This is a genomic window from Tessaracoccus zhenghani (assembly GCF_055326325.1).
In genome coordinates this window covers 1-25,552 of sequence record NZ_JBUZNQ010000013.1, presented here as the reverse complement: position 1 = coordinate 25,552, position 25,552 = coordinate 1, and the positions used below count along the sequence as shown (strand labels likewise).

Here is a 25,552-nt window from a genome sequence, read left to right as displayed (position 1 = left end):
CCCGTTACCTTCTAGGTAGCCCCGATGGTCGGGGTTCTGGTCACCAGGCCCGGCATGACTTACTGCCCCTGTCATAGATGATCCGGGGGGTGTTGTCACCGGGTTCTGGTGGCGTGGGTTGATCGCTGATAGGGACACGGCCCGCTGCATCGACAGCGTGGTCTCTTCGTAACGTGGGTGCCGACGATCTTCGCCCGACTTGGTGACCAGAATTAGGTCCTAAGGAGGACTGTCATGGACCAAGACCGGTTCGACGTATTCGTCGGCCTCGATGTAGGCAAGGAACACCACCATGCCACCGCGCTCAACAGCGCCGGGAGACGTCTGCATGACAAGGCCCTGCCCCAAGACGAGGCTGCCCTGCGCGAGGTGTTCGACAAGCTCACCGTCCATGGGTCGGTGTTGGTGATCGTGGACCAGCCCGCCACGATCGGGGCACTGCCTGTGACCGTCGCTCGAGCGATGGGTATCGAGGTCGCCTATCTGCCCGGGCTGGCGATGCGCCGCATCGCTGATCTCCACCCGGGCAACGCGAAAACCGACGCCCGTGACGCGTTCATCATCGCTGAGGCCGGCCGCACCATGCCCCACGCGCTGCGACGCGTCGGCGGCGACGATGACCTCATCGCCGACTTGGCTGTGATCGTTGGGTTCGACGACGACCTGGCCAGCGAAGTCAACCGCGTCTCGAACCGGATCCGCGGCATGCTCACCCAGATCCATCCCGCCCTCGAACGCGCCATCGGCGCCAACATCGGCCACCCCGCGGTCCTCGCCCTGTTGGCAAAGTTCGGCGGCCCGACAGGCCTCGCTGCCGCGGGCAGGCGACGCCTGACCACCACGACGAAACCGTTGGCGCCCCGAATGCACACCCGGCTCGTCGACGCGATCATCAAAGCCCTGACCGAGCAGACCGTAGTTGTTCCTGGCACCCGCGCCGCCGAGCTGGTGTTGCCCCAACTGGCTGCCCAACTCCAAGGACTCCTGGCCCAACGCGCTGCAGCCGCGAAACAGGTTGAGGAGGCCCTCGATGCCCACCCTCTTTCCCAACTCCTGATGTCAATGCCCGGAGTCGGCATCAGGACCGCAGCCAGACTCCTCCTCGACATCGGCGACGGCACAGCATTCCCCACCGCAGGACACCTCGCCGCCTACGCCGGCCTGGCCCCTGTCACCCGCAGATCTGGCAGCAGCATCCGAGGCGAACACCCCTCGCGAGCAGGGAACAAACACCTCAAACGGGCCTTGTTCCTGTCAGCCTTCGCTGCCCTCCACGACCCCGACTCCCGCGCCTACTACGACCGGAAACGCGCCGCTGGGAAGAAACACAACGCCGCGATCATCTGCCTAGCCCGACGACGCGTCGATGTCCTCCACGCCATGCTCCGCAACGGCAGCTTCTACCAACCCCGGACTCCAGCCGCGGCTTGACAGGAACCATAGGGACACCCCCCCCAGGCGCAACAGGCACGTACCCTGGCCCCATGGACGTCAACGAGTTCTGGGAACGGGCGCGCCAGGGGGCCCAACTCAACCCCATCCAGGAATGGATCGGCCCACGGGTCTCCGGCACGGTGCCGCCCGCGGCCTGGGCCTTCGGCGAGGATGCCGAGACCGCAGACCGGATGGCCCACGAGGTCGCCGTCGGCGCGAAGACGACGAACACCAGCCTCCTGTGGCAGTACGAGGCCGAGGGAGCGCAACTGCCGGGGAAGGGCGACCTCAGCATCATCCTGGACGGCAGCGAGCAGCCCCGCGCGCTCATCATGACCACCGACGTACAGGTGCTGCCGTTCGACCAGGTCGACGAGGGGCTGCTGCCCGACGAGGCGCCGTTGGCCAGCTGGCGCCAGACCCACGAGGACCTCGCCCGGGCGGCAGACGACGGCAGCCACCCGTTCGCGCCGGACATGCCGGTGGTGCTGGAGCGCTTCGAAGTGCTCTACGCGCTCCGCGCCGACTGATCGCACGGGGCGCCGCCGGGCCCGAGCGAGCGGCGGCACGACGCCGGGCACAAGGTTGGACATTCCCCCGACGCTGGAGTTGACTTGGGCGGTGCATCGCCGCCCCCGCAACCCCCTGATCGCGACCCTCCTCGGGCTCCGCGGCAACGGCCGCGCCTCGGTGTACACCGAGCCCATGTGGGGCCTGTCGATGATGCTGGTGCTGCCCTACGCGTCGGTGTACATGCTGGCGCTGGGCGTGCACGACGCGCAGATCGGCCTGCTCGCCACCATCTCCATGCTCTCCCAGGTGGTGTTCGGCCTCCTCAGCGGCGTCATCACCGACAAGCTGGGCCGACGCATGACCACCGCCGTCTTCGACATCATCGCCTGGGTGATCCCCTGCCTGGTGTGGGCGCTCGCGCAGAACTTCTGGTGGTTCCTGATCGCCTCCATCATCAACGGCGCCTGGCAGGTCACCCAGAACTCGTGGGACTGCCTGCTCGTCGAGGACGTGGACCGCGCCGAGATCCCCAAGGTCTACTCGCTCGTCAAGGTCGCCGCTGAGTTCTCCGCGCTCTTCGCGCCCATCGCCGCCCTCCTCGTGGCGAACCTGGGCATGGAACACGCCGTGCGGATCCTCTACCTCAACGCGTTCGTGATCATGGCCCTCAAGGTGTGGCTCCTCTACCGCTACACGACGGAGACCGCGACGGGCCGCGTCCGCATGCAGCAGACCCGGGGCGTCAGCATGTGGAGGCTGCTCTCCGAATACCGCGGCGTGCTCGGCCTGATCCTGCGCTCCAAGGGCACCATCTTCTCGCTGTGCGTGGCCGCCATCGTGGGTGCGGTCACGCTGGTCAACGGCACGTTCTGGCAGGTGGTCATCAACAAGGAACTGGGCGTCCCCGACGCGCTGCTGCCCTTCTTCCCGATGGTCCGCTCGCTGCTGTCGGTGCTGTTCTTCTTCACGATCATCCCGCGGCTCACGCACGCCAAGCACCTCAGGTCGCCCACCCTCATCGGCTTCGTGGTGTACCTCGCGGGCCAGTTCCTGCTCGTGGGCATCCCTTCCCCGGACGGGGCGGCCGTCGCGTCCACGTATGCGCTGCTGGCCGTGTGCCTGCTGCTCGACGCATTCGGCGCCGGGATCCTGTTCATGCTGGCGGAGTCGCTGGTCGCGCTGCACGTCGACCGGCACGAACGCTCCCGGGTGATGGCGATCCAGCGCACCGCCGTAATGCTGGTCACCGCACCGTTCGGTTGGATCAGCGGTTGGCTGTCGAGCATGGACCGCGACTGGCCGTTCCTGCTGACCTCGGCGCTGTTGGTGCTGGGCCTAGTCGTAGCGGGCCGTTTCTGGGTCACCACCCACGAGGAAACCGCCCCGGCACAGCCCTAGCCGCACCCGCTCAGCGTCGGATGGTCAACGGACCTTCGTCTGCGGTCGGCGGTTGGAAGTGATCGAAATACTGCGCCGCGACCTCAGGCGCCAACGCGAAATCGTCGCCGTGGGCCAGAGCCCTCGCCCGGATGCGGTCGAGGCAGGTCTGCCGGTCCGTGGCCAGGTAGACGACCTCCGGCACGATCCCGTGGGGAGCCAGCAGTCGCCGCCAGTCGTCGCGCATGTCCCTGGACCAGAACGAGAAGTCCAACACGACGTCGCGCCCGTGGGCGACGAGCTGCAGGAGTCGCCGTCGGAGATGGGCGTCGATGTCGGCGTGGTCGTTCGCGGGCAGCGGCATCGAGCGGAGCCCGCGGTCCCACGCTTCCTGGTCGAACGAGAGCCGCGCCATGCCGTCGGCCTCGAGCTCGCGCGCGACGGTGGACTTACCGGACCCGGCGGGCCCACACATGAACACGACGCGAGACATGCCGACACCTTAACCGGTCACTTTTCCAGCAGCGCCACGAGGACGCGAGCCACCTCCACCGCGGAGTCGGGATGCTTCAGGAGTCTCGTCGCAGGATGCGCCGGTGAGCCAGCAGGACAACCGCGGCAACGGCCACCGCGATCAGACCACCGGCGAGGAAGGTGCGGCCGACGAACAGGGCGGCCAGCGCTCCCGCGAGGGGGTAGGTGAGCCCCCACCACAGGTGGCTCCAGGCGAAGTGGGCGCCATAGACCCGTCCCTGGGCCGACGCCGGCGTGCGCTCGGCGATGAGGGTCTCGGTGGGCAGGTTCACCCAGTTCTGGCCGACGCCGGCCATCGCCCAGAGCGCGACCAGCCCCGCGTAGGGCGTCAGGTCGGCGGGCAGCACCGCGACGGAGGTCAGCACGGCGCCGACGGCGATCCAGCGCACCAGCGAAACCCCGACGAGGTGCGCGACGGCCAGCGAGGCAAGCGTCGCTCCAAGCCCGTAGGCCGCCATGACCCATCCGAAGTGCGCGTCAGTGAGCCCCAGACCGTCCTGGACGCGGGCGACCGTGACGGTCAGAACGAGGGCACCGGAGATCGCCGCGACCAGCTCCGCGAGCAGCGCGAAACGGATGTGGCCGTCGCGCCACAGCCGGGAGGTGCCGTCGCGGACATCGGTCCACGTGGTGGTTGACACCTCGTGGTGCTTGACCCTGATCGGCCCCAACGTGAGGACGAGGAGGGCCGCGAGCCCGAAGAGGCCACCGATGACCAGGAACAGCGAGCGCCCACCCAGGCCCAGCGCCGCCAGGCCGCCGAGGCCCGGACCGACGATGCCGAACACCTCTGTGGTCGCCGCCGAGAGGGCGAAGGCCGCACGCGCATGCAGGGGTCCGGCGACGAGAGGCACCGTCGCCTGGTTCGCCGGCGTGAAGAAGGCGGTGAACCCGTTGGCCACCACCATCAGGACGTAGACCTGCCACGGCGCCGTGACCCAGAACATGAGGCCGACCGCCACCATCCGGCCCACGTGGCAGCCGGCCAGCAGGAGTCGTCGGTCGACGCGGTCGGCGACCACTCCAGCCACCGGCCCGAGCGCGACGAAGGCCGCCACGCGCAGGGTCAACGCGATGGCCACCACCACCGGCGCCTGCGCCGGACCCTCGAGTTCCACCGCGACCAGGGCCAGAGCCATCCACAGGATGGCGTCGCCCAGCTGACTCACCGACTGCGCCCCGTAGAACCTCGCGAACCGCGGATTGCGGAGCACCGTCACCATGCTGGAGCTCACGCCTCACTCACTCGCGTGGTCGTGCGGAAGGTTGCCGGCGAGGTGCTCGGCGTGGCCCAGCGCCTGGGTCAGCATGTCCGCGACGTGGATATTGGTGAGGCGGTAGTGGACGTGGGCGCCGTCCCTGCGCGCCGTCAGCAGGCCGGCCTGTCGAAGCACCGCCAGCTGCCGGCTCACCGTGCTCTGAGGTCGACCGCACATCTCCACCAGTTCGCCGACACTCAACTCAGCCCGGAGGAGCGCCACCATCAGCAGCAGGCGCGTCGGGTCCGCCATCGCGCGGAAGAGTCCCGCGGCGACGTCGAGTTGGTTGGCGGCCGGGGGGAAGGCGATGTCGTGACGTTTCACGGACACATCATATTCATACATCCGGATATGCAGATATCTGCGCCGGCCCTCCTGCAGGGCTGGGAACCGTCTCAATGGCAGAGTGGTGACATGCCTTCCATGCAGACGCTCATCAAACAAGACCGGCACCTCCTCGCCCGCTGGGCCCCCACCTGCGCCCAACACGTCCTCAGGGGAGAACAGTGAGCGGCTACGACGACTTCGCCGCCGCCTACGCCGAAGAGAACGAGGCCAGCCTGCTCAACGCGTACTACGAGCGCCCCGCGATGTTGGGCCTCGCCGGCGACGTGCGCGGCCGCCGCATCCTCGACGCGGGCTGCGGCGCCGGCCCGCTCTTCGCGGCGCTGCGCGAGCGCGGGGCGGAGGTCGCGGGGTTCGACGCGAGCGCCGGCATGCTTGAACTGGCGCGCCGTCGGCTCGGGCCGAAGGCGGACCTCCGGCAGGCGGATCTGGGCGAACCCCTGCCGTACCAGGACGAGGAGTTCGACGACATCGTCTGCTCCCTGGCGCTGCACTATCTGCGCGACTGGGCCGAGCCCCTCCAAGAATTCCGACGGGTCCTCAAGCCCGGAGGGCGGCTCCTGCTGTCGGTCAACCACCCCCTGGCGTACGCCCTCGACGAGGGCAGGTATTTCCCGATCGTCGAATGGCCGATGGAGGTGGAACTGGCCGGGACGCCGGCCACGCTCATGACCTGGCACCGGCCGCTGCACGCCATGGTCGAGGACTTCACGACGGCAGGTTTCCGCATCACCTCCATCAGCGAACCGCCCGTCTCCGACGACACGCCGGAGGAACTCCTGCGTCAGCCGGACGGCAGGCCGATTCCCCGTCGCTTCGTCTCGTTCCTCTTCTTCGCCCTCGAGAGGGTCGCCGATCAGCCGTGAACCCTAGCCCCGACGAGCCGCGGGGCCCTCGACGATCTCCTTGAGCCTGGTGAGGTCATCGGCCACCATCTGGCAGTCGCGCTCGAATTCCTCATCGCTGAGATCCAGTTGCCGCACGGTGAAGACGACCTCCGCCCCGTCCGGGTGGGCCAGCACCCTCAGCGGGTTGTGGACCACCTCCCCTGACGGCAGCGTCACGTCGTGGTCCAGCACGCCGTACTCGTTCCTGGCCACGAACTGCACCTCGACGCGGCCCATGGGTGAATCGACGACGACGGTGCCTGCGTGCCGCTCGACCTCCGCCTCGGCCAGGCCCGCCGCCCAGAGCGGCAGCTTGTCCAGGTCTGAGGCGAACTCGTAGACGCTCTCCGGCGAAGCCTTGATGACGCGGCTGAGGTGGCGACTCTCCATGAGCCCAGCCTGTCACCTGAGCGCGTGGTGCGAAGGCACCGGACTCAAACTCAGCCTCGGCCTACTTGAGATCGAGAACGGTCAGCACCGAAGAGAAGTCGTCGGTCCACTCCACGCGCCGCTCACCGGGTTCCCGCCAGCCATCTTGCGCGAGCAACTCGGTGATCTTGTCCCGATCGGACGATATCGCGACCCATTTCGAGGGTGTCGCGCCGGTTTCATCGTCGGCCTCACCCGAGCCGACGGCGAGTTGCCAACCCAGTTCATCGGCACCGGCCGCAACCACGGGCTCAAGATCGAACACCCGATTGCTGATGTGCACCATCAGAAGCCCGTCCTCGCTGAGCGTGCCCGCATAGGTTGCGAACGCTTCCTGGGTGAGGAGGTGGACCGGGATGGCGTCCGAGGTGAACGCGTCAAGGAGGAGCAGATCATACGAACCGCGTGGTTGCTCTTCGAGTCTGAGCCTCCCATCACCCACGACGTACTGAATATCTGCGGCACTGTCGCTCAGGTACGTGAACAGCTCGGGATCCGCGGCAACCTCGATGACTGACGGGTCGATCTCGAAGAATGTCAGGCTCTGCCCAGGTTGGCCGTAGGCGGCGATCGTGCCCACTCCCAGGCCTACTGCACCCACGGCGGTCGGCGCGTCGGCCGCCTCGAACGCATCCCCGACGGGACCGGTTCGGGCGTAATAGGTCGATGGCTCTTGGCCTCGAGTCAGCGACTGCTGCCCATGGATGGTGGTGCCGTGAGAGAAGACACGCCACCCGTCGACGTCCTTGACGGCGTAACTGCCGTAGAAGGAGCGGTCCCTGAGCACCACCTGGTCGCCAGTAATGATCGGGAGAAGGGCCAACCCGATCAGTGCGACCGTCAGCGCCTTCGGGCGGGCGCTCATGATCAGCGCGAGTGCTGTCCAGAGGCCCAGTAGGAGAAGGGCGGGCATGTCGGACTGGCGCGTGGAAGCCAACATCGCCACCGCAAGAAGGATGAACATCGCTGCGGATTCCAGGACGACGACGAACCCGGGGTGATACCGCTCGCGGAGTACGCGTAGTGGGTTGCCCCCCAACGACCATGCCAGCGCGACGGCGGCCACAACGGCCACCGGGAACTCCCACACACCGTTGAAGAGAACGGGGGCGATGAAGCCATTGAGGAGGCCGCCGAGGGCACCGCCGGCCGCCACGATGATGTAGAAGAACGTCAGGTGGGCCGTGGATGGGCGACGGGCGGCGAGCTGGGCATGGGCAGTGAACGCGACCGAGAGCAGTAACAGGAGATCGATGAGCACCACCGCCCAGATGCCGAACACCGGACCTTGCACCCATGCCACGATGGAAAGAGTCGCTGTCACAGCCACGCCAACGAGCCAGCCCCTTCCCACCGTCCGCGATGATCGGGCGAAGGCCACGACGAACGTTGCCAGGTAGATCGCCAGCGGCACCACCCACATCAGGGGGATGGCCGCCACGTCGGTGGAGATGTGTGCGGTCACGCCGAGCATCAGCGTCGACGGGAGGAACGCGAGCCCCAACCAGCGCAGGACCTCCGAAGGCCGTAGGCCTGGAGCTGAGGGCAGCACCGCGGCAGCGGTGGACGCCGCCAGCGCCCCCGACCGACGCCATGACACTGCCGCAATGACGGCGCATGCGGCCATCAGCACCATGAAGAGCCCGAAGCCGAGCGACCATCCGATCCGCTGCTGATCCAGTGTGAGGAGGGGCTCAACGAGGAAGGGATAGGCCAAGAGCCCTCCAAAGCTCCCCAAGTTGCTGGTGGCGAACAGGAAGTACGGGTCCTCAGATCGTCGGCCGACGGTCCAGGAGTACCACTTCTGCAGGAGCGGTCCAGTCGTCGAGATAACCGCGAACGGCAGGCCGATGGTGAGAGCGAGCGTGCGCAGGAGCCACAACACGGGCGAACCGTCCACCTGCACCACTTCCGGAACCGCGACAGGTAGCGCCATCAAGGGCAGCAGCAGGAGTGCGACGTGCAGCAGAGGCTGCCTCTTTCCGCCAAGCGTCTTCGTACTGGCATGGGCGTAGAGATAGCCAACCAGGAGCACCACCTGGAAGAAGAGGCTGCTGGTGCTCCAGACCGTCGATGAGCCGCCGAATTGCGGGAGGACGAGCCGGGCCACCATGGGTTGCACGACGAAGAGCAGTCCGGCGCCGACGAACGACGTCAAAGCGAAAACAACGGGAACGGCTAGAGAACCTGCTCCAGCCGCGCGGACTCCCGTTGGCTGTGTTGTGGTCACGGCCTCAATGTCGACGCTCACTGTCGGTCCCCCTACCCCAGTCGCCCACCGGACAACGAGGACACTTTAGCGCCCAGGCGCTATCGGTTCGCCGGGAAACGATGGCTGCATGAAGCCAGCCAATTCGCCCTTGACATACAACCAGATGGTTGTAGATTGGTGTCATGGCTGAGACGGACGAGGATCGCGCAGATGCGCTGTTCCACGCGCTCTCGGATAGGACCCGGCGCGACATCCTGCGCCGCGTCCTCGCCGGTGAGCACTCCGTCTCCGTCCTGGCAGCGAAGTACGACATGAGCTTCGCGGCCGTCCAGAAACATGTCGCCGTGCTTGAACGCGCGGGCCTCATCACCAAGCGCCGCCAAGGGCGCGAGGCCCTCGCAAGCGGCGACTTCGAGGCAGTGAGATCAGTCGCCTCCATGCTCGACGAGCTGGAGGACATCTGGCGCGGACGCGTGGCGCGGATCGACGACCTCCTGCGTGAATCCCCAGGCACCCACTGACCGTCCCCGAGGAGGACACCATGCCTGTCACCGACATCTCCCGTAATCTCGACGAACACAGCCTGACGCTCACCGCCGAGTTCGCCGCACCCGTCGAACGACTCTGGCAGATCTACGCAGATCCTCGCCAGCTCGAGCGGGTCTGGGGCCCGCCCGGATACCCCGCCACGTTCGTCGATCACAGCCTCACGCCCGGCGGCCGCATGAACTACTACATGACCAGCCCCGAGGGCGAGCGTTTCCACGGCTACTGGGACATCAAGGAAGTCAACGACGGCCAGAGCTTCCGCTTCCTGGACGGCTTCGCCAACGACGACTTCACCCCGCAAGAGAACCTCCCCGTGGGCGAGAACACCTTCCGCTTCGAGTCCACCGACGGAGGGTCGAGGCTGGTGGCCACCACCGTCTACCAGTCGGCCGAGGATCTGCAGACCGTGCTGGACATGGGCATGGAGGAGGGCGCCACTCAGGCGGTCAACCAGATCGACGAGCTGGTAGCTGCCTGAATTTGGAGGGAGGTTCCTGCCACATCCCGCTAAGTGCGCTCGATGTGGCAGGAACCTCCCTCGATATTTCGGCACTCGGGCCCAGCCCGCCGGTCGACCTCTACCCCCAAGGGGGATGCGACCAGTCAACGCCCCTTGTCAGGGTGGAGCATGAGCACTGATGACATGGCCCCAGAGAACTTCGTAGACCCCGATCAGGACAACGAACTGCTCGCGCAGCGGATCGACGACGCGGCGCGCGAGCACCGCGAGGTGATCCGTGAGGATCTCAGCACCCAGGATCTCATCGACGAAGGTGAGGACGCGGCCGACATGACTCCCGACAACCTCGAGCGTCCTGTCGACGACGCCCTGCACCTGGATGAGCCCGGTGAGGAGACCATCGAGGACCGCATCGCCCAGGAGGAACCCGATCTCTGATCATTCGCTGACTCACGACAGGATGACCAGCCAGGCCATCGACCTTGGCCTGTCGCCGCGTCGAGGCGGACACACAACCCGCTACGGTCGGAAGCATGAACACGGCGTCCCAGGACCTGCACCGCATCGCTATGGAGCTCACCGCCATCTCGGAGAGCGCACTGGCCTACTGCACGGACGAGTTCGACATCGGGCGGTTCCATCGGGTGGCGGAGATCGGCCGCGACCTCCTGCAGATGGTGTCGCGGGATGAACTCCCGCCGTTCGACCGGGAAGTGGCTTCGACGGCCGGCTACACCACGCCGAAGATCGACGTGCGCGGCGCGGTGTTCGACGACGAGGGCCGCGTCCTGCTGGTCCGCGAGATCCTCGACGACGACCTCTGGACGCTCCCCGGCGGGTGGTGCGACGTGGGTGAGACGCCGCGCGGTTCCATCGAGCGCGAGGTCTTCGAAGAGGCCGGCGTCGCCGTGCGGGCCGGGCACCTGGCCGCCGTCCTGGACCGCGAGGTCTGGGGGCACCAGCCGCCGCTGGACCACCACTGCTACAAGATGCTGTTCGTCTGTGAGGCCCTCGCCCCCGTCGACCTGGCCTACACCAGCGACGAGACCAGCGAGATCGGCTGGTTCGCCGTCGACGCGCTGCCCGAGCTCTCGGTCTCCCGCATCCTGCCGGAACAGATCGCCCTGCTGCACCGCCACTGGCAGAACCCCGGCCCGGCGACGCTGGATTGAGCAGGGCGACATGAGGGGCAGCCGATTCCTGGAATCGGAGCCGATCGACCGGCTCTACGAGTGGTTCGCCACCGAGACCGCCCTCGACGGCAGCCCCCTCGGCTGGGCGCGGGCCCACGGCCGCTCCGTCCGCTGGGCCAGGCTGCACCGGCCTAGGCTTGCCGCATGAAGCGATGGGTGTCGGTGGCAGTTGGCATGGGCACAGCCCTGGTGGCGCTACCCGAGGTGGCCCACTGCTGGGCCAGCACCCGCAACTACGGCCGGCCACGCACCGGCCCGAAGACCACCGAGGCCCTCATCGTGCTCGGTTGCCCCACCCACCCCGACGGCTCCCTCCACCCGCTGCAACGGTGGCGCGTCGACATCGCCGTGCGCACCATGAATCCCCGCGTCACGATGGTGGTCTTCACCGGCACGACGGCGAAGACGGGGACCAGCGAAGCCTCGGCCATGGCGGCCTACGCACAGTCCCAGGGCATCCCCGGCAGCCTCATCGTGCTGGAGGAGGAAGCCCTGAGCACGTGGCAGAACCTGCAGTTCTCCGCACCCCTGGTGGGCCACCACGACGTGATCCGTCTGGTGTCGGACCCCATGCACGCCTGGCGCGCCCGCCAGTTCCTGCTGCGCCAGGACCCGGCGATGGCCGCGAGGCTCGCCCCGGCCGACGACTTCCGGCCCCTCGAGCGCTGGCGGTGGAAGCTCCGCACCATGGTCTACGAGGTGGTCGCCCGCTACCGCGAGTGGCGCAACCCGCGCCTCCCCGCCACGTCCTGGAGGACCATTGACAGGTGACCAACTAGTCACCTAATGTTCCGGTATGGACGACGACCTGGTGTTCAAGGCGTTGGCGGATCCCATCCGCCGGCTCCTCCTTGACGCCCTCTTCGAGCGGGACGGCCGCCCGCTCGGTGAGCTCGAAGAAGTCGTCAACGAGCACGTCGAGATGACGCGCTTCGGAGTCGCCAAGCATCTCCGCGTCCTCGAAGCCGCCAATCTCGTCACCCCCGTCCGGCGGGGACGCCAGAAGCTGCACTTCCTCAACCCCGTGCCCATCCAGCAGATCCACAACCGGTGGATCGGCAAGTACACCGGCCGCGCGGAGATCGCCGCGGGCCTCCTCCACCTCAAGCACCGACTCGAACCAGAGGACGAATCATGAGCGACCTGCAGGTCTACACCATCTACATCAAGGCCCCGAAGGCCACCGTCTGGGAGGCCATCACCACTCCGGAGTACACGCGCAAATGGGGCTACGGCGGCGACGTCGACGTCGATCTCACAACCGGCGGCCGCTACCGCAACCTCTCCACCGACGAGATGAAGGCCATGGGCATGGGCGAGGTCGCCGTCGAGGGTGAGGTCATCAGCGTCGACGCGCCGAACCGCCTCGAACTCACCTGGCAGCCCACCTGGCACCAGGACCTGGAGCCCACCCGCCTCACCTGGGAACTCACCGAGTACCCGGGCGGCCTCACCAAGGTGGTCCTCACGCACGACCTGAGCGCGGCACCCGGCACCGGCGCCGAGTTCGCCGGCGGGCACGACCCCGCTCAGGGTGGAGGCGGCTGGCCGTGGGTGCTCTCGGACCTCAAGAGCCTGCTGGAATCCGGAAGCAACATGTCCGCCTGACCACCGTCCCCGGGCAGGCCTTTCCTGCCCGGGGATACCCCTCAGGGCCTACCGCCGGCACCGCGTGCGGCTTAGGCTGCTGTCATGGCCGACGAAGACCTCACCCCCTGGGAACCGCCTCTGGCGGGCACCGATGTCGAGCAGCTCCTCGGCTCGCTCGACCGCATGCGCTGGACGTTCCGGTGGAAGGTCGACGGCCTGGATTCCGCGGCCCTCAACACCAGGATCGGCGCCTCCATCCTCACGCTGGGCGGCCTGATCAAGCACCTCACCCAGGTGGAGGCCACCAAGTTCACCTGGGCGATCGACGGAAGCCACCCGGGTGAACCGTGGGCGTCGCTGGACTTGTCCAGCGAGGAGGAGCGCAACTGGCCGTTCACCTCCGCCGCCGATGACTCCCCCGAGGAGCTCTACGCCAACTACGACGCCGCCGTCGCCCGTTCCCGCCAGAAGATCGCGGACCTCCTCCTCGACGGCGACCTCGACCAGACCGTCCACCTCGGCCGGGTCTGGGGCGTGGAGATGACACTGCGCCGCATGCTGCACGACGTCGTCGAGGAGTACTCCCGCCACACGGGGCACGCCGATCTCCTCCGCGAAGCCGTCGACGGTGTCGTCGGCGAGGATCCGCCCGAAGGCTGGCGTCCTGAGCGGTAGATTCCGGCCATGGGCGACACGCGGCGTGGCTGGGAGAGGTTCCTCCCCGGTGTCGCGGTGCTGCGCCGCTACGAGCGGCCGTGGCTGAGAGGCGACCTCGTCGCCGGCATCACAGTGGCCGCCTACCTCGTCCCCCAGGTGATGGCCTACGCAGCCATCGTGGGACTGCCCACCGTCGCGGGGCTCTGGGCGATCCTCATCCCGCTGGCGGTCTACGCCGCCCTCGGCACCTCCCGCCAGCTGTCCATCGGCCCGGAGGCGTCGACGGCGTTGATGACGGCCGCCGGGATCGCCGCCCTCGTGGGTGCCGTGGGCCCTGAACGGCACGCGGACGTGGCCGCGATCCTCGCCATCGCGGTCGGTCTGGTCTGCCTCGCGGGCTGGCTGCTGAGGCTGGGCTTCCTCGCCGACCTCCTCTCCCGGCCGGTTCTGGTGGGCTACATGGCCGGCATCGGCGTGTTGATGATCCTCAGCCAACTCGGCAAAGTCACGAAGCTGGACGTCTCCGGCGAGCGGCCCGTCAACGAGGCCTGGTCCTTCCTCACCCAACTGCCGCAGGCCCATCTCCCGACGGCGGCCCTGACCCTCGTCCTGCTCGTGCTGCTGTTCCTCGCCCGCAGGTTCTTCCCCACCGCCCCCGGCCCCCTCATCGCGCTGCTCCTCGGCGCGGCCGCCGTCGCGTTCTTCAACCTGCAGCGCTTCGGCCTCGAGACCATCGGCCCGGTCCCCAGCGGCCTGCCCGCCCCCCGGGTGCCCGCGCTCGGCGACCTCTCCGTCTGGGCGCTCTTCCCCTTCGCTCTGGGCATCGCCGTGGTGGGCTACACCGACAACGTGCTCACCGCCCGGGCCTTCGCGGTGAAGCGCCGGGAGCGCATCGACGCCTCCCAGGAACTCCTCGCCCTCGGCACCGCCAACGTGCTGACCGGATTCCTCCAGGGCTTCCCCGTCTCGTCGAGCAACTCGCGCACGGTCCTCGGCGACTCCGCCGGCTCGCGCACCCAACTCCACTCGCTCGTCGCGCTCGGCAGCGTGGTGGCGGTGCTCCTGTTCGCCGGCTCGGTGCTCGCCTCCTTCCCGACGGCGGGGCTGGGCGCGCTGGTCATGTACGCCGCCACCCGCCTCGTCGACCTCGCGGAGATGCGTCGCATCGCCCGCTTCCGCACCAGCGAGCTCATCCTGATGCTGGTCACCATCGCGGCCGTGCTGGTCACCGGCATCCTGATCGGCATCGGCATCGCCATCGGGTTGTCGATCCTCGACCTCATCCGCCGCATCTCGCGTCCCCACGACGGCGTGCTGGGCTACGTGCCCAAGCTGCCCGGGATGCACGACGTGGACGACTACCCCGACGCCCGGCAGGTGCCCGGCCTGGTGGTCTACCGCTACGACTCGCCGCTGTTCTTCGCCAACGCCGACAATTTCCTCGCCCGCGCGGAGAACGCGGTCGAGACGGCGGAACAGCCGGTGCACTGGTTCCTGCTCAACGCGGAGGCCAACACCGAATGGGATCTCACCGCCGTCGACACCCTCGAGCTCCTCCGCGAGAACCTCGAGGCCCGGGGCATCTCGTTCGCGATGGCGCGCGTGAAGCAGGAGACGCGGGATCAGCTGGAGCGGACGGGCTTCATCGACAGGGTGGGCGACGACCGCATCTTCGCCACGCTCCCGACGGCGGTGCAGGCCTATGTGCGGTGGTACCAGGCGACTTTCGGGGCCGCGCCCGAGGGGCTTCCCCCGGCGGCGCCCGTGTGATCAGGCCTGACGCGGCGCCCAGATGTCGGCGCAACTCGTGCAGCTGTCCTGGCGCACCACGCCGGCCCGGATCAGCTGGCCGTACAGCCAGCAGCCGGCGCAGAAGCCGAGGACGGATTCCAGGAAGGCGAACAGCACCAGCACCCCGATGAGCACCGACGCGGCCGGCGCCAATCCGAGCGCGGGGCCGAGCAGGGAGGCGACGGTGGTGACGGCCAGCCCGATGCCCTGCGCGAAGCGCTTCGGCGGCCCAGAGACCAGCACCGGCTCCCCCAGCCGCGGCGCGACCACCCTCGTGGCGAGGAGCCCGAGGGGGCTGAAGCGCGGACCGGACAGCACGCGGAGCAGGAAGCCCACGGCCATGAACGGGACGAGCCACTGCCAACCGGTGGCGAGCACCAGCACGGCCGACGCACAGACACCGGCGGCGACGACGCGCGCCGCCTTCTCATTGACCGGGTCAGGGAATCCGATGATGCTCATGGACGTGGAGCCTAAGCGGACGGACCGCGCCTCTCCTAGCCCGTCTGCTGAGGGCGGAAAACCCCCGCCCGCGGAATAAAACTCAGGAACGCACCCGGCGCTGGTGCAGCGCCCGCACGAGCGCGGCCTCCGCCAGTTCGACGGCGCGGCCCAGGAAGCGTCGATCCTCTGCAGACAACATGACCTGATGGCCACCCCGCGCCTATCGTGAGGGCATGGATCTCCTCGCCCGAGTCAACGCCGTCCGGGTGGGCCGCGCGCAGACCCACGTCTGGGACGGCCGCGAGGTGCGCAGCGCCGCCGTGAAGCGCCCGGTCGACGGCGCCGTCCGCCTCGGCCCGCTGGGCTTCGACGGCGACGCGCAGGCGGACACCGCGGTGCACGGCGGCCCGGAGAAGGCCGCGCTCCTCTACGCCGGCCACCACTATCCCCGCTGGGCCGCCGAACAGGGCCTCACCCTGCCCGACGGCGGCTTCTTCGAGAACGTCACCCTCGGCGACCTCACCGGCTCAGGCCCCGACGAGACCACCGTCGTGCTGGGCGAGACGTGGCGTCTCGGCGGCGCCGTCGTGCAGGTGAGCCAGCCGCGCTCCCCCTGCTGGAAACTGGCGCAACGCTGGGGCGTCAAGGACCTCGTGCTGCAGGTGCAGGAAACCGGCTGGTCCGGGTGGTACATCCGGGTCCTGGAGCCCGGGATCGTGGCCGCCGGCGATGCCGTCGAACTCCTGGAACGCCCCGCGGAGCCCACCGTCGCCGAGGTGGCCCGCGTCATGAACCGCGACAAGAAGGATCTCGACGGCGCCCGCCGCCTCCTGCGCTCCGAACTGCTGCCCCCACGGTGGCGCGAGCGGCTGGAGAAGAGGCTCGCCGGGCACCCGGAGGACGACACCGCCCGCACCCAGGGAACGAGGGCGTGAAGGTTGGATGAATTCCCGCTGACGAGGCCGGGAAGTGAGCCTGGGCGAGCTTACGCTGCGAGGGTCCCGACCCCTGTCTCACAAGGAGAAACATGCGCACTCCCATCGCGCTCGCGGCCGCCGTCGCGCTCGGCGTCACGCTCGTGACGCCCGCCACGGCCGCACCCAATCCGCGCAGCGAGCAGACCACCCAGGTCACCGTCCTCGCCACCTCGGACGTGCACGGCAACGTGCAGAACTGGAACTACTTCTCGAACCAGCCCTACAGCGAGCGGGCGGGCCACGAGATCGGCCTCGCGCAGGTCTCGAGCATCGTGGAGTCTGTGCGCGAGGAGCGCGGTGCGGACTCCGTGTTCGTCGTCGACAACGGAGACTTCCTCCAGGGCACCCCGCTGACCACGTACTACGCCAAGCAGGAGCCCATCACCGTCACGGGCGACACGCACCCCATGGCGGACGCGTTCAACCACATCGGCTACGACGCGCAAAACCTGGGCAACCACGAGTTCAACTACGGCCTCGACCTGCTCGACGCCTACATCGACGAGGCGGCCCACCCGGTGCTGGGCGCCAACGTCGTCGACGCCGAGACCGGCGAGCCCGCCTACCAGCCGTTCGAGCTGGTCACGCGCAAGGTGAGCGACAACAAGCCCGTCACCATCGGCTTCCTCGGCCTGACCACTCCCGGCTCGATGATCTGGGACAAGGCCATCCTCGAGGGCGAGGTGCGCATCACCGACATGGTGGACGCCGCGCAGTACTGGGTGCCGAAGGTCCGCGAGGCCGGCGCCGACATCGTCGTGGTGCTCAGCCACGCCGGCGTCGGGCTGTCCAGCTACGACACCGAGGCCACCGGCCTGGGCGACGAGAACCCGGCCGCCGACATCGCCCGCGAGGTGCCGGGCATCGACGCCATGGTGCTCGGGCACACGCACCGCGACGCCCCGGTCCAGCGCATCACCAACGAGGTCACCGGCCGCGACGTGCTGCTCACCCAGCCTCGCTGGTGGGCCTCCGGCGTCAGCGACCTGACCTTCGACCTGCAGAAGGTCCGCGGTCAGTGGACCGTCGTCTCTGCCGACGCGGCTCCCATCTACTCCCGCGACTTCGCCCCGGACGAGGAATTCCTCGCCGAACTCGAGGACGCCCACACCACCACCGTCGACTACGTGAACACCACGATCGCCACCTCGCTGGCCGAGCTGCCCGCCACCGAGAGCCGCTACCGCGACACCGCGATCATCGACTACATCCAGATGGTGCAGACGCAGACCGTGCAGCAGGCGCTGGCCGGCACCGAGCACGGCGACCTTCCCGTGCTGAGCATCGCGGCCCCGTTCAGCCGCACCGCGGTGTTCCCTGAAGGTGACGTCACCATCCGCGACATGGCCGGCCTCTACATCTACGACAACACGCTGGAGGCCGTCGTGATGACCGGCGCCGAGATCCGTGACTACCTGGAGTTCTCCGCCAAGTACTTCGCGCAGCTGCCCTCCGGCGCCACGTTCGATCCCGAGCTCCACACCTCCGTCGTCCACGACGGCCAGCAGGTGTGGGACTACAACTACGACATCCTCTCGGGCGTCGACTACGAGATCGACCTCACCCAGCCGGTGGGATCGCGCATCTCGGACGTCACCCTCGACGGCGTGTCGGTCGCGGACGACCAGCAGTTCGTCGTCGCGGTGAACAACTACCGCCGGAGCGGCGGCGGCAACTTCCCGCACATCGCTTCGGCCCCGGTCGTCTACAACGAGATGCAGGAGATCCGTCAACTGCTGATCGACTGGGCGGTGGCCAACCAGGTCATCGACCAGAGCCAGTTCTTCCAGGACAACTGGCGGCTCGTGATCGACGGCGCCCCCGTCTGAGCATGACCCGCGGGGTGGGGCCGGCCGAGGTGGCCGGTCTCACCCCGTCGTCGTTCCTGCGCGGTAGCGCCGGAAGGCCGGGAACAGCAGCGCGGCGACGGCGAGGCCGACCAGCACCAGAAGCCCACCGCCGCCCGTGGCCCAGGCCGGGCCGACGGCCTCCGCGGCGCCACCGTGCACCACGTCGGCGATGCGGGGCCCACCGGCCACCACCACGATGAAGACACCCTGGAGCCGCCCGCGACGGGCGTCGTCCGTGGCCGCGAGGAGGATGGTCTGCCGGAAGGCGGCCGAGGCCATGTCGGCCGCGCCCCCGACGACGAGGGCCCCCAACATGAAGGCCAGCATCGCGTTCGGTGCCCACGGCGCCAGCCCCACCGCCAGCCCGGCAACGGTCATCGCGACTCCCCACACTGCCACCGCCCACAGCACAGCGGCGCCCTGGCGCTGGACGCGCGACACCCATCCGCCGAACACCCCGCCCAGCACCGCTCCGGCGGGGATGGCGGCGAACAGCAGCGCGAACTCCGTCCCGCCCTCGGTTGGGCCCCCGAACGCCACGTGCGCGATCTCCGGGAACAGCGCGCGCGGCATGCCGAACACCATCGCGATGAGGTCCACCAGGAAACTCAGCAACAGGATCTTGTGGCCGGTGAGGTAGGCCAGGCCCTCCCAGACGGAGCGCAGCCCGGGGGCGCCCTGGGGGTTGTCGACGGGCAGCGGGGGCAACTTCCACACCGCATAGAGCGTCGCGAAGAGCGTGAGGGTGTCCGCGAAGTACAGCCAGGAGTAGCCCAGCACCGGGATGAGGGCCCCGCCCACGAGCGGCCCCGCGATCGCGCCGGCCGACATCACCGTCATGTTGAGCGCGTTGGCGGCGGGTAGCTGGTCCTCGGACAGGAGCTTCGGGAGGATCGCCGTGCGGGTGGGCTGGTTGATCGCGAAGAACGCCTGTTGCACGGCGAACAGCACCAGCAGCAACCAGACGTTGCCCATGCCGAGGAAGGCCTGGAGCCAGAACAGCGCCGAGGTGACGACCATGCCCAGCGTGGTGACCTCCAGCAGGAGCCGCCGGTCCAGGTGATCCGCCAAGGCACCACCCCAGAGCCCGAACACCACCAGCGGCACGAGCCCGAACAGGCCCGTGAGCCCCACCATGCCGGAGGATCCGGTGATCGAGTAGATCTGCGCGGGGACCGCCACGACGGTGAGCTGGGCGCCGATGACGGTCACGATGTTCGCCGTCCACAACCGCCGGAAATCCGGCGTCCGCAAGGGTCTGGTGTCCGCGAACAGGCGGCGCAACCCTGCCACCATGCTCACCGTACGGCCACCGTTCTCTCCACGACGGCGAGGGTACAAGGTGCAGTAGTCTGAAGCCGAAACGGAACCAAGATGAGATGGGGCTACTGACATGGATTTCCGCAGAACACTCGCTGCCGTGGCACTTTCCGGTGTGATCCTCACCGGCTGCACCGGGGCCGGAGAAGAGGGCCCGACGCCCGATTCGTCGGCGACCAGCACGACGGCGGTCACCGCAGACGGCCAGTCGCCGTCGGCAGAACCCATGGAGAGCTCCACCCCCGCGGTGGAACCGTCGCCCATTGCGCACGGTGAGCGCGAGGAGATCCCCGCCCTCGGCGCCGAGGAGGCGGGCATCGCCGCAGACGTCAAGCTCGAGGAATGCGGCCTCGAGGCTGGCCCGGTGGAGGCAACCGGCACCGTCACCAACACCGCCGACGAGGCCCGAGACCTCGTCGTGGCCGTCATCTGGCTCGGCAAGGACGGCAGCGGCAGCTCGCTGTCGGTCAAGGTGTTCCAGGAAGCGGCTGTTCCTGCCGGGGAGACCCTCGACTTCACGCTCGAGACCGAGATCCCCGACGCCGCCAGCCGCTGCGTCCTCAACGCACGCTCGGCGCCGGCCGGCACGCTCGGCTGAGCCGGGCACCGGAGGGACGCCATGACGAAACACCACATGAGGCTCGAGTTCACCATCGACGTGATGGACCCGGAAGGCGCGAAGGCGATCGGTAGGCAACACCTCGCAGACCGCGTGGACGCCGCCACGATGCGCGGCGAGGACATCGGCTACCAGGGGGAGCAGACGCCCGGGGCGGATCTCGACGCCCTGTTGGCCCAGTCGCCCAATGTGGTGGCGTCGATGGCCGTCGCCGAGTTGTTGCGCCGGGGCGCGGAGACGATGCCCCAGGTGCGGTTGACCAACGTGTCGATGACGCACCTCGACACCTGACCCACCGGATTCGACCCGTCAACAGAACCGCCCCCGCGCCATGAGGCGCGGGGGCGGTCCTTCTGATCCGTGGTGAGCGAACCAGGCGGGCCTCCGGGGCGGGATGGGGGGACGATACCCGCCCCGGAGGCTCACAACTCAGCTACGCCGACGGCTCCTCGTCGCCATCGCGGTAGCTCCACCGGCCATCAGGAGCAGCGCGACACCGGTCAAAATGAGACCGGTATCGGTCCCCATGCCCGTCGGGTCGCCGCTCTTGACGATCGGCTTCGGGGCCGGAGCGGGGCGCGCCGGCACCTGGTGGTCGCTCTGGTCCGTGACCGGCGTGTCGTTCGGTGTCAGCCCCGTGACAGTCGCGACGTTGAGCACCTTGCCCGCCGCCACGTCTGCCGCGGTGACCACGTAGGCCGCCGAAGCGGTGCAGGTGGTCGACTGGCCGGCCGCGAGCTCGGTCACCGGGCAGGTCACCGAGATGCCCGCCGCCTTCAGCTTCGGATCATCGACCCTGACGTCGGTCAGCGTCGCCTCACCGGTGTTGGTCACCTTGAAGCTGTAGACGATCTTGTCGCCGAGCCGGACCGGGCCGGCAACGTCGGCGCTCTTCACGATCTCGATGCCGGTCGTCGGGGGAACGACCTCCGGAGACTCAACCAGGACGTCGTCCTCGTCGGTGACGATGTCACCGTTGGGGGCGGTGCCCTCGACGACCGCGATGTTGTGCACGAACCGCGCGTCGATGTCGCCCTGGCTGACGGTGTGCTTGAGCTCGATCAGGCACTGCTCCCCCGGAGCCAGCGACTCGGCGCACAGGACGTCTGTCAGGTTGAACATCTCGTCGCTGATCACCACGTCGGTCAAGGTGACGTTGCCGGTGTTGGTGGCGAGGAGGTTGTAGGTGATGACCTCACCCACGACCACGTACTGCACCTTGTCCGCCGACTTGTCGAGCGAGATCGCCGGCAGCTGGTCGACCACGACGGTCTCGTCGTCCTCGTCGGTGGGCGGCGGGTTGTCGCCAGGAGGCGTACCCGTCGTCGTCGCGACGTTGACGATCTCGCCGGCGTCGAGGTCTGCCTGCGTCACCGTGTGCTCCAGCTCCATCGAGCACTGCTCGGCAGGGGCCAGGGATTCGGCGCACAGCGCGTTCTCGATGTCCAGCATCTCGTCGGAGACCACCACGTCGGTCAGCGTCACGTTGCCGGTGTTGGTCACCGTCAGCGTGTAGGTGACCACGTCACCGACAGCGTCCACCGACTCGACGTCAGCGGTCTTGATGATCTCGATGGCCGGGAACTGGTCCCCGGGCACGGTCTCGTCATCGTCATCGGTGACCGGCGGGTTCTCGCCGGGAGGCGTACCCGTGGTCGACGCCAGGTTGTAGATGCTGCCCGCATCCACGTCGGCCTGGGTCACGGTGTACTCGAAGCTGAGTTCACAGCTCGCTCCCGGAACAAGAGTCGCCGCACAGGCCGCGGCATCCACGGCGAGCATCTCGTCGGACACGGTCACATTGGTCAGCGTCACGTTGCCGGTGTTGGTCACCGTCAGCGTGTAGGTGACCACGTCGCCGGCCGCATCGTAGCTCGTCAGGTCCGCAGACTTGACGATCTGGATGGCGGGGGTCTGGGTGGCGGGCACCGTCTCGTCGTCGGTGTCGGTCACATCGTCGCCGGCCGGCGGGGTGCCGGTGGTGGTGGCGGTGTTGTCGACCGAACCGGCGTCGAGGTCTGCCTGGGTGACGCTGTAGGTGGCAGAGCACTCCATGGTCTCCTGCGGAGCCAGGGTGGCGCCCATCGCCGGCGTGCACTCCAGCGCCGAGAGGCCCTCGAGCGGATCCGTCACCTGGACATCAGTCAGGGTGACGTTGCCGGTGTTGGTCACCAGGAACGTGTACGTGATCACGTCATCGACCGCGTCATAGGTGGCCACGTCGGCCGTCTTGACCAGATCGATCGACGGCGACTGGGTGGCCGGGACGGTCTCGTCGTCGGTGTCGGTCACCGGCTCACCGGCGGGCGGCGTGCCCTCGGTGGTGGCGGTGTTGTCGACCGAACCGTTGTCGAGATCGGCCTGGGTCACCGTGTAGGTGGCCGAGCACTCGATCGAGGCCCCGGGCGCCAGCGTGGTGGGCTGCGCGGGATCACAGGTCAGTGCCGAGAGGTTCGGCAGCGGATCCGTGATGACCACGTCGGTGAGCGTCACGTTGCCGGTGTTGGTGGCCACGAACGTGTAGGTGATCACGTCACCGACCGCGTCGTAGGTCGCCACGTCGGCGTCCTTGATCAGCTCGATCGCAGGCGACTGGGTGGCCGGCACCGTCTCGTCATCCGAGTCCGTGACATTCTCGCCCTCCGGCGGCGTGCCGACGGTGGTGGCGGTGTTGTCCACAGAACCCGCGTCCAGGTCAGCCTGGGTCACCGTGTAGGTGGCCGAGCACTCGATCGAGGCCCCGGGCACCAGCGTGGTGGGTTGCGCGGGATCACAGGTCAGTGCCGAGAGGTTCGGCAGCGGATCCGTGATGACCACGTCCGTGAGCGTCACGTTGCCGGTGTTGGTGGCCACGAACGTGTAGGTGATCACATCACCCACCGCGTCGTAGGTCGCCACGTCGGCGTCCTTGGTCAGCTCGATCGACGGCGACTGGGTGGCCGGGACGGTCTCGTCATCCGAGTCCGTGACATTCTCGCCCTCCGGCGGCGTACCGACGGTGGTGGCGGTGTTGTCCACAGAACCGGCGTCCAGGTCAGCCTGGGTCACCGTGTAGGTGGCCGAGCACTCGATCGAGGCCCCGGGCACCAGCGTGGTGGGCTGCGCGGGATCACAGGTCAGTGCCGAGAGGTTCGGCAGCGGATCCGTGATGACCACGTCCGTGAGCGTCACGTTGCCGGTGTTGGTGGCCACGAACGTGTAGGTGATCACATCACCCACCGCGTCGTAGCTCTCAACATCAGCCGTCTTGACCAGCAGGATCGCCGGCTCGACGGCAGCCGTGACTGTCTCATCGTCCGTGTCGGTCACCGGCTCACCCACGGGCGGGGTGCCCTCGGTGGTGGCCAGGTTGTAGACCGAGCCGGCGTCGAGATCCGCCTGCGTCGCCGCGTAGGTCGCGGTGCAGGTCATGGTGGCATCCGGTGTCAGGGTGGAGCCCTGGACCGGCGCACAGACCAGCGCCGAGAGGCCCGGCAGCGGATCGGTGATCGTCACATCAGTGAGCGTCACGTTGCCGGTGTTGGTGGCGACGAAGGTGTAGGTGATCACATCACCCACGGCGACGTAGGTCGCCACATCCGCCGTCTTGACCAGGTCGATGTCGGGCAGCTGGGCCGCCGGCACCGTCTCGTCATCCGAGTCGGTCACGTCGTCCCCAACCGGCGGGGTGCCGGTGGTGGTGGCGGTGTTGTCCACCGAACCGTTGTCCAGATCAGCCTGGGTCACCGAGTAGGTCGCCGTGCAGGAGATCGAGGCACCCGGAGCCAACGTCGTCGGCTGGGCCGGAACACACGTCAGGTCCGAAAGCCCCGGCAGCGGATCAGAGATCTTCACGTCTGTGAGCGTCACGTTGCCGGTGTTGGTGGCCACGAACGTGTAGGTGATCACGTCACCCACCGCGTCGTAGGTCGCGACGTCGGCGTCCTTGGTCAGCTCGATCGCAGGCGACTGCGTCGCCGGCACCGTCTCGTCGTCCGAGTCGGTCACGTCGTCACCCACCGGCGGGGTGCCAGTGGCGGTGGCGGTGTTGTCCACCGAACCGGCGTCCAGATCAGCCTGGGTCACCGCGTAGGTCGCCGTGCACTCGATGGAGGCCCCGGGCGCCAGCGTGGTGGGCTGCGCGGGATCACACGTGAGGCCCGAGAGACCCGGGAGCGGATCCGTGATAACCACGTCCGTGAGCGTCACGTTGCCGCTGTTGGTGGCCACGAAGGTGTAGGTGATCAGGTCACCCACGGCGACGTAGGTCGCCACATCCGCCGTCTTGACCAGGTCGATCGCGGGCGACTGCGTCGCCGGCACCGTCTCGTCGTCCGAGTCGGTCACCTCGTCACCAACCGGAGGGGCGCCGGTGGTGGTAGCCGTGTTGTCGACGGAACCGTTGTCCAAGTCGGCCTGGGTCACGGCATAGGTGGCGCTGCATTCCATAGTCGCGTTCGGCGCGAGGGACGAGCCCTGGACCGGAGTGCAGACCAGCGCGGAGAGGCCTGGCAGGGGGTCTGTGACGGTGACATCGTCGAGCGTCACGTTGCCGGTGTTGGTCACCTCGAACGTGTAGGTGATCACATCACCCACCGCGTCATAGGTGGCCACGTCGGCGGTCTTGACGATCATGATCGCCGGCTCGGTGGCCGCGGTCACGGTCTCGTCGTCCGTGTCGGTGACCTCGTCGCCCACCGGCGGGGTGCCGGTGGTGGTGGCGAGGTTGTACACCGAACCGCCGTCGAGGTCGGCCTGGGTCACCGCGTAGGCGGCCGAGCACTCCATGGCGGCACCCGGAGCCAACGTCGTCGGCTGGGCCGGGACGCACGTGAGCCCGGACATACCGGGAAGCGGATCGACGATGGTGACATTGGTCAGCGTCACGTTGCCGGTGTTGGTGGCCACGAACGTGTAGGTGATCACGTCACCCACCGCGTCGTAGGTCTCCACATTCGCCGTCTTGACCAGATCGATGTCGGGCAGTTGGCTGGCCGGCACCGTCTCGTCGTCGGTGTCGGTCACCGGCTCACCGGCAGGCGGGGTGCCCTCGGTGGTGGCGGTGTTGTCCACAGAACCCGCGTCCAGATCGGCCTGGGTCACCGCGTAGGTGGCCGAGCACTCCATCGAGGC

26 protein-coding genes are annotated in these 25,552 nt (G+C 68.2%); 18 read left to right on the top strand and 8 right to left on the bottom strand.

Annotated elements, in window-relative coordinates; genetic code table 11:
* Positions 1-234 precede the first annotated feature (234 nt).
* The 3 genes from ACZK4S_RS15035 to ACZK4S_RS15025 all read left to right on the top strand — a co-directional run bounded on the left by ACZK4S_RS15035 (position 235) and on the right by ACZK4S_RS15025 (position 3,345).
* The gene (locus ACZK4S_RS15035; RefSeq protein ID WP_463644441.1) at positions 235-1,431 is read left to right on the top strand and encodes an IS110 family RNA-guided transposase; all 1,197 of its coding nucleotides are present in this window, start codon (positions 235-237) and stop codon (positions 1,429-1,431) included.
* Between the two features lie 53 nt (positions 1,432-1,484).
* Complete coding sequence (locus ACZK4S_RS15030; RefSeq protein WP_463644805.1) at positions 1,485-1,964, top strand: ASCH domain-containing protein; 480 nt, start codon at positions 1,485-1,487, stop codon at positions 1,962-1,964.
* 91 nt (positions 1,965-2,055) lie between these two features.
* Positions 2,056-3,345: an MFS transporter gene (locus ACZK4S_RS15025; RefSeq protein ID WP_463644804.1), complete on the top strand. Its 1,290-nt coding sequence runs from the start codon at positions 2,056-2,058 to the stop codon at positions 3,343-3,345.
* Between the two features lie 10 nt (positions 3,346-3,355).
* Here ACZK4S_RS15025 and ACZK4S_RS15020 read toward each other — a convergent pair whose 3' ends face one another.
* The 3 genes from ACZK4S_RS15020 to ACZK4S_RS15010 form a co-directional block, all read right to left on the bottom strand.
* Positions 3,356-3,817 (bottom strand): P-loop nucleotide/nucleoside kinase family protein, encoded by a 462-nt coding sequence (locus ACZK4S_RS15020; protein ID WP_463644803.1) that lies wholly within the window; start codon positions 3,815-3,817, stop codon positions 3,356-3,358.
* A gap of 76 nt (positions 3,818-3,893) precedes the next feature.
* Positions 3,894-5,093, bottom strand: coding sequence for an MFS transporter (locus ACZK4S_RS15015; protein ID WP_463644802.1), 1,200 nt, complete (start codon positions 5,091-5,093; stop codon positions 3,894-3,896).
* Positions 5,094-5,096: 3 nt separating this feature from the next.
* Positions 5,097-5,441, bottom strand: coding sequence for an ArsR/SmtB family transcription factor (locus ACZK4S_RS15010; protein ID WP_209455172.1), 345 nt, complete (start codon positions 5,439-5,441; stop codon positions 5,097-5,099).
* A gap of 182 nt (positions 5,442-5,623) precedes the next feature.
* On the opposite strand from ACZK4S_RS15010, the gene ACZK4S_RS15005 reads away from it, so the two are divergent.
* The gene (locus ACZK4S_RS15005; protein ID WP_463644801.1) at positions 5,624-6,328 is read left to right on the top strand and encodes a class I SAM-dependent methyltransferase; all 705 of its coding nucleotides are present in this window, start codon (positions 5,624-5,626) and stop codon (positions 6,326-6,328) included.
* A 3-nt stretch (positions 6,329-6,331) separates the two neighbouring features.
* Here the strand turns inward: ACZK4S_RS15005 and ACZK4S_RS15000 are convergent, their stop codons facing one another.
* Both ACZK4S_RS15000 and ACZK4S_RS14995 read right to left on the bottom strand, forming a co-directional pair.
* A complete protein-coding gene (locus tag ACZK4S_RS15000; RefSeq protein WP_076063335.1) occupies positions 6,332-6,739 on the bottom strand; it encodes an SRPBCC family protein in 408 nt (135 codons plus the stop codon).
* A 61-nt stretch (positions 6,740-6,800) separates the two neighbouring features.
* Positions 6,801-9,029 (bottom strand): spermidine synthase, encoded by a 2,229-nt coding sequence (locus ACZK4S_RS14995; RefSeq protein WP_463644800.1) that lies wholly within the window; start codon positions 9,027-9,029, stop codon positions 6,801-6,803.
* Between the two features lie 143 nt (positions 9,030-9,172).
* Here ACZK4S_RS14995 and ACZK4S_RS14990 point away from each other — a divergent pair, with 143 nt between their 5' ends.
* The 10 genes from ACZK4S_RS14990 to sulP all read left to right on the top strand — a co-directional run bounded on the left by ACZK4S_RS14990 (position 9,173) and on the right by sulP (position 15,209).
* Positions 9,173-9,511, top strand: a complete 339-nt coding sequence (locus ACZK4S_RS14990; RefSeq protein ID WP_076063338.1) for an ArsR/SmtB family transcription factor — start codon at positions 9,173-9,175, stop codon at positions 9,509-9,511.
* 20 nt (positions 9,512-9,531) lie between these two features.
* The gene (locus ACZK4S_RS14985; protein ID WP_076063340.1) at positions 9,532-10,017 is read left to right on the top strand and encodes an SRPBCC family protein; all 486 of its coding nucleotides are present in this window, start codon (positions 9,532-9,534) and stop codon (positions 10,015-10,017) included.
* Between the two features lie 150 nt (positions 10,018-10,167).
* Positions 10,168-10,437 carry a hypothetical protein gene (locus ACZK4S_RS14980; protein ID WP_076063342.1) on the top strand — a complete coding sequence of 90 codons (270 nt, stop codon included), beginning with the start codon at positions 10,168-10,170 and terminating at the stop codon, positions 10,435-10,437.
* Positions 10,438-10,532: 95 nt separating this feature from the next.
* Positions 10,533-11,171 carry an NUDIX hydrolase N-terminal domain-containing protein gene (locus ACZK4S_RS14975; RefSeq protein WP_459396685.1) on the top strand — a complete coding sequence of 213 codons (639 nt, stop codon included), beginning with the start codon at positions 10,533-10,535 and terminating at the stop codon, positions 11,169-11,171.
* Positions 11,172-11,181: 10 nt separating this feature from the next.
* Positions 11,182-11,340, top strand: a complete 159-nt coding sequence (locus tag ACZK4S_RS14970) for a hypothetical protein (protein WP_158069085.1) — start codon at positions 11,182-11,184, stop codon at positions 11,338-11,340.
* Complete coding sequence (locus tag ACZK4S_RS14965) at positions 11,337-11,963, top strand: YdcF family protein (RefSeq protein ID WP_076063346.1); 627 nt, start codon at positions 11,337-11,339, stop codon at positions 11,961-11,963. Before ACZK4S_RS14970 ends, ACZK4S_RS14965 begins: the two co-directional genes overlap by 4 nt.
* Before the next feature lie 25 nt (positions 11,964-11,988).
* Positions 11,989-12,330: an ArsR/SmtB family transcription factor gene (locus tag ACZK4S_RS14960; protein ID WP_076063348.1), complete on the top strand. Its 342-nt coding sequence runs from the start codon at positions 11,989-11,991 to the stop codon at positions 12,328-12,330.
* Complete coding sequence (locus ACZK4S_RS14955) at positions 12,327-12,800, top strand: SRPBCC domain-containing protein (protein ID WP_076063350.1); 474 nt, start codon at positions 12,327-12,329, stop codon at positions 12,798-12,800. Before ACZK4S_RS14960 ends, ACZK4S_RS14955 begins: the two co-directional genes overlap by 4 nt.
* An 84-nt stretch (positions 12,801-12,884) precedes the next feature.
* Positions 12,885-13,457, top strand: a complete 573-nt coding sequence (locus ACZK4S_RS14950) for a mycothiol transferase (protein ID WP_463644799.1) — start codon at positions 12,885-12,887, stop codon at positions 13,455-13,457.
* Positions 13,458-13,466: 9 nt separating this feature from the next.
* Positions 13,467-15,209, top strand: coding sequence for a SulP family inorganic anion transporter (gene sulP, locus ACZK4S_RS14945; RefSeq protein WP_463644798.1), 1,743 nt, complete (start codon positions 13,467-13,469; stop codon positions 15,207-15,209).
* Here sulP and ACZK4S_RS14940 read toward each other — a convergent pair whose 3' ends face one another.
* Positions 15,210-15,692 carry a DUF4395 domain-containing protein gene (locus ACZK4S_RS14940; protein WP_463644797.1) on the bottom strand — a complete coding sequence of 161 codons (483 nt, stop codon included), beginning with the start codon at positions 15,690-15,692 and terminating at the stop codon, positions 15,210-15,212.
* Positions 15,693-15,907: 215 nt separating this feature from the next.
* Here ACZK4S_RS14940 and ACZK4S_RS14935 point away from each other — a divergent pair, with 215 nt between their 5' ends.
* Both ACZK4S_RS14935 and ACZK4S_RS14930 read left to right on the top strand, forming a co-directional pair.
* Positions 15,908-16,609, top strand: coding sequence for an MOSC domain-containing protein (locus ACZK4S_RS14935; protein WP_463644796.1), 702 nt, complete (start codon positions 15,908-15,910; stop codon positions 16,607-16,609).
* Positions 16,610-16,701: 92 nt separating this feature from the next.
* Positions 16,702-18,480 (top strand): bifunctional metallophosphatase/5'-nucleotidase, encoded by a 1,779-nt coding sequence (locus ACZK4S_RS14930; protein ID WP_463644795.1) that lies wholly within the window; start codon positions 16,702-16,704, stop codon positions 18,478-18,480.
* A 39-nt stretch (positions 18,481-18,519) separates the two neighbouring features.
* On the opposite strand, the gene ACZK4S_RS14925 is transcribed toward ACZK4S_RS14930, so the two are convergent.
* Complete coding sequence (locus tag ACZK4S_RS14925) at positions 18,520-19,797, bottom strand: MFS transporter (RefSeq protein WP_233120806.1); 1,278 nt, start codon at positions 19,795-19,797, stop codon at positions 18,520-18,522.
* A 124-nt stretch (positions 19,798-19,921) separates the two neighbouring features.
* Between ACZK4S_RS14925 and ACZK4S_RS14920 the strand changes: the two genes are divergently transcribed.
* Both ACZK4S_RS14920 and ACZK4S_RS14915 read left to right on the top strand, forming a co-directional pair.
* Entirely contained in the window at positions 19,922-20,419 is a 498-nt protein-coding gene (locus ACZK4S_RS14920; protein WP_076063362.1) for a hypothetical protein, read from the top strand.
* A 36-nt stretch (positions 20,420-20,455) separates the two neighbouring features.
* A complete protein-coding gene (locus tag ACZK4S_RS14915) occupies positions 20,456-20,731 on the top strand; it encodes a hypothetical protein (RefSeq protein ID WP_463644794.1) in 276 nt (91 codons plus the stop codon).
* A gap of 138 nt (positions 20,732-20,869) precedes the next feature.
* On the opposite strand, the gene ACZK4S_RS14910 is transcribed toward ACZK4S_RS14915, so the two are convergent.
* Positions 20,870-25,552, bottom strand: a 4,683-nt coding sequence (locus tag ACZK4S_RS14910) for a CLIPPER-2 domain-containing protein (protein WP_463644793.1), incomplete at its 5' end; no start/stop codon positions are given.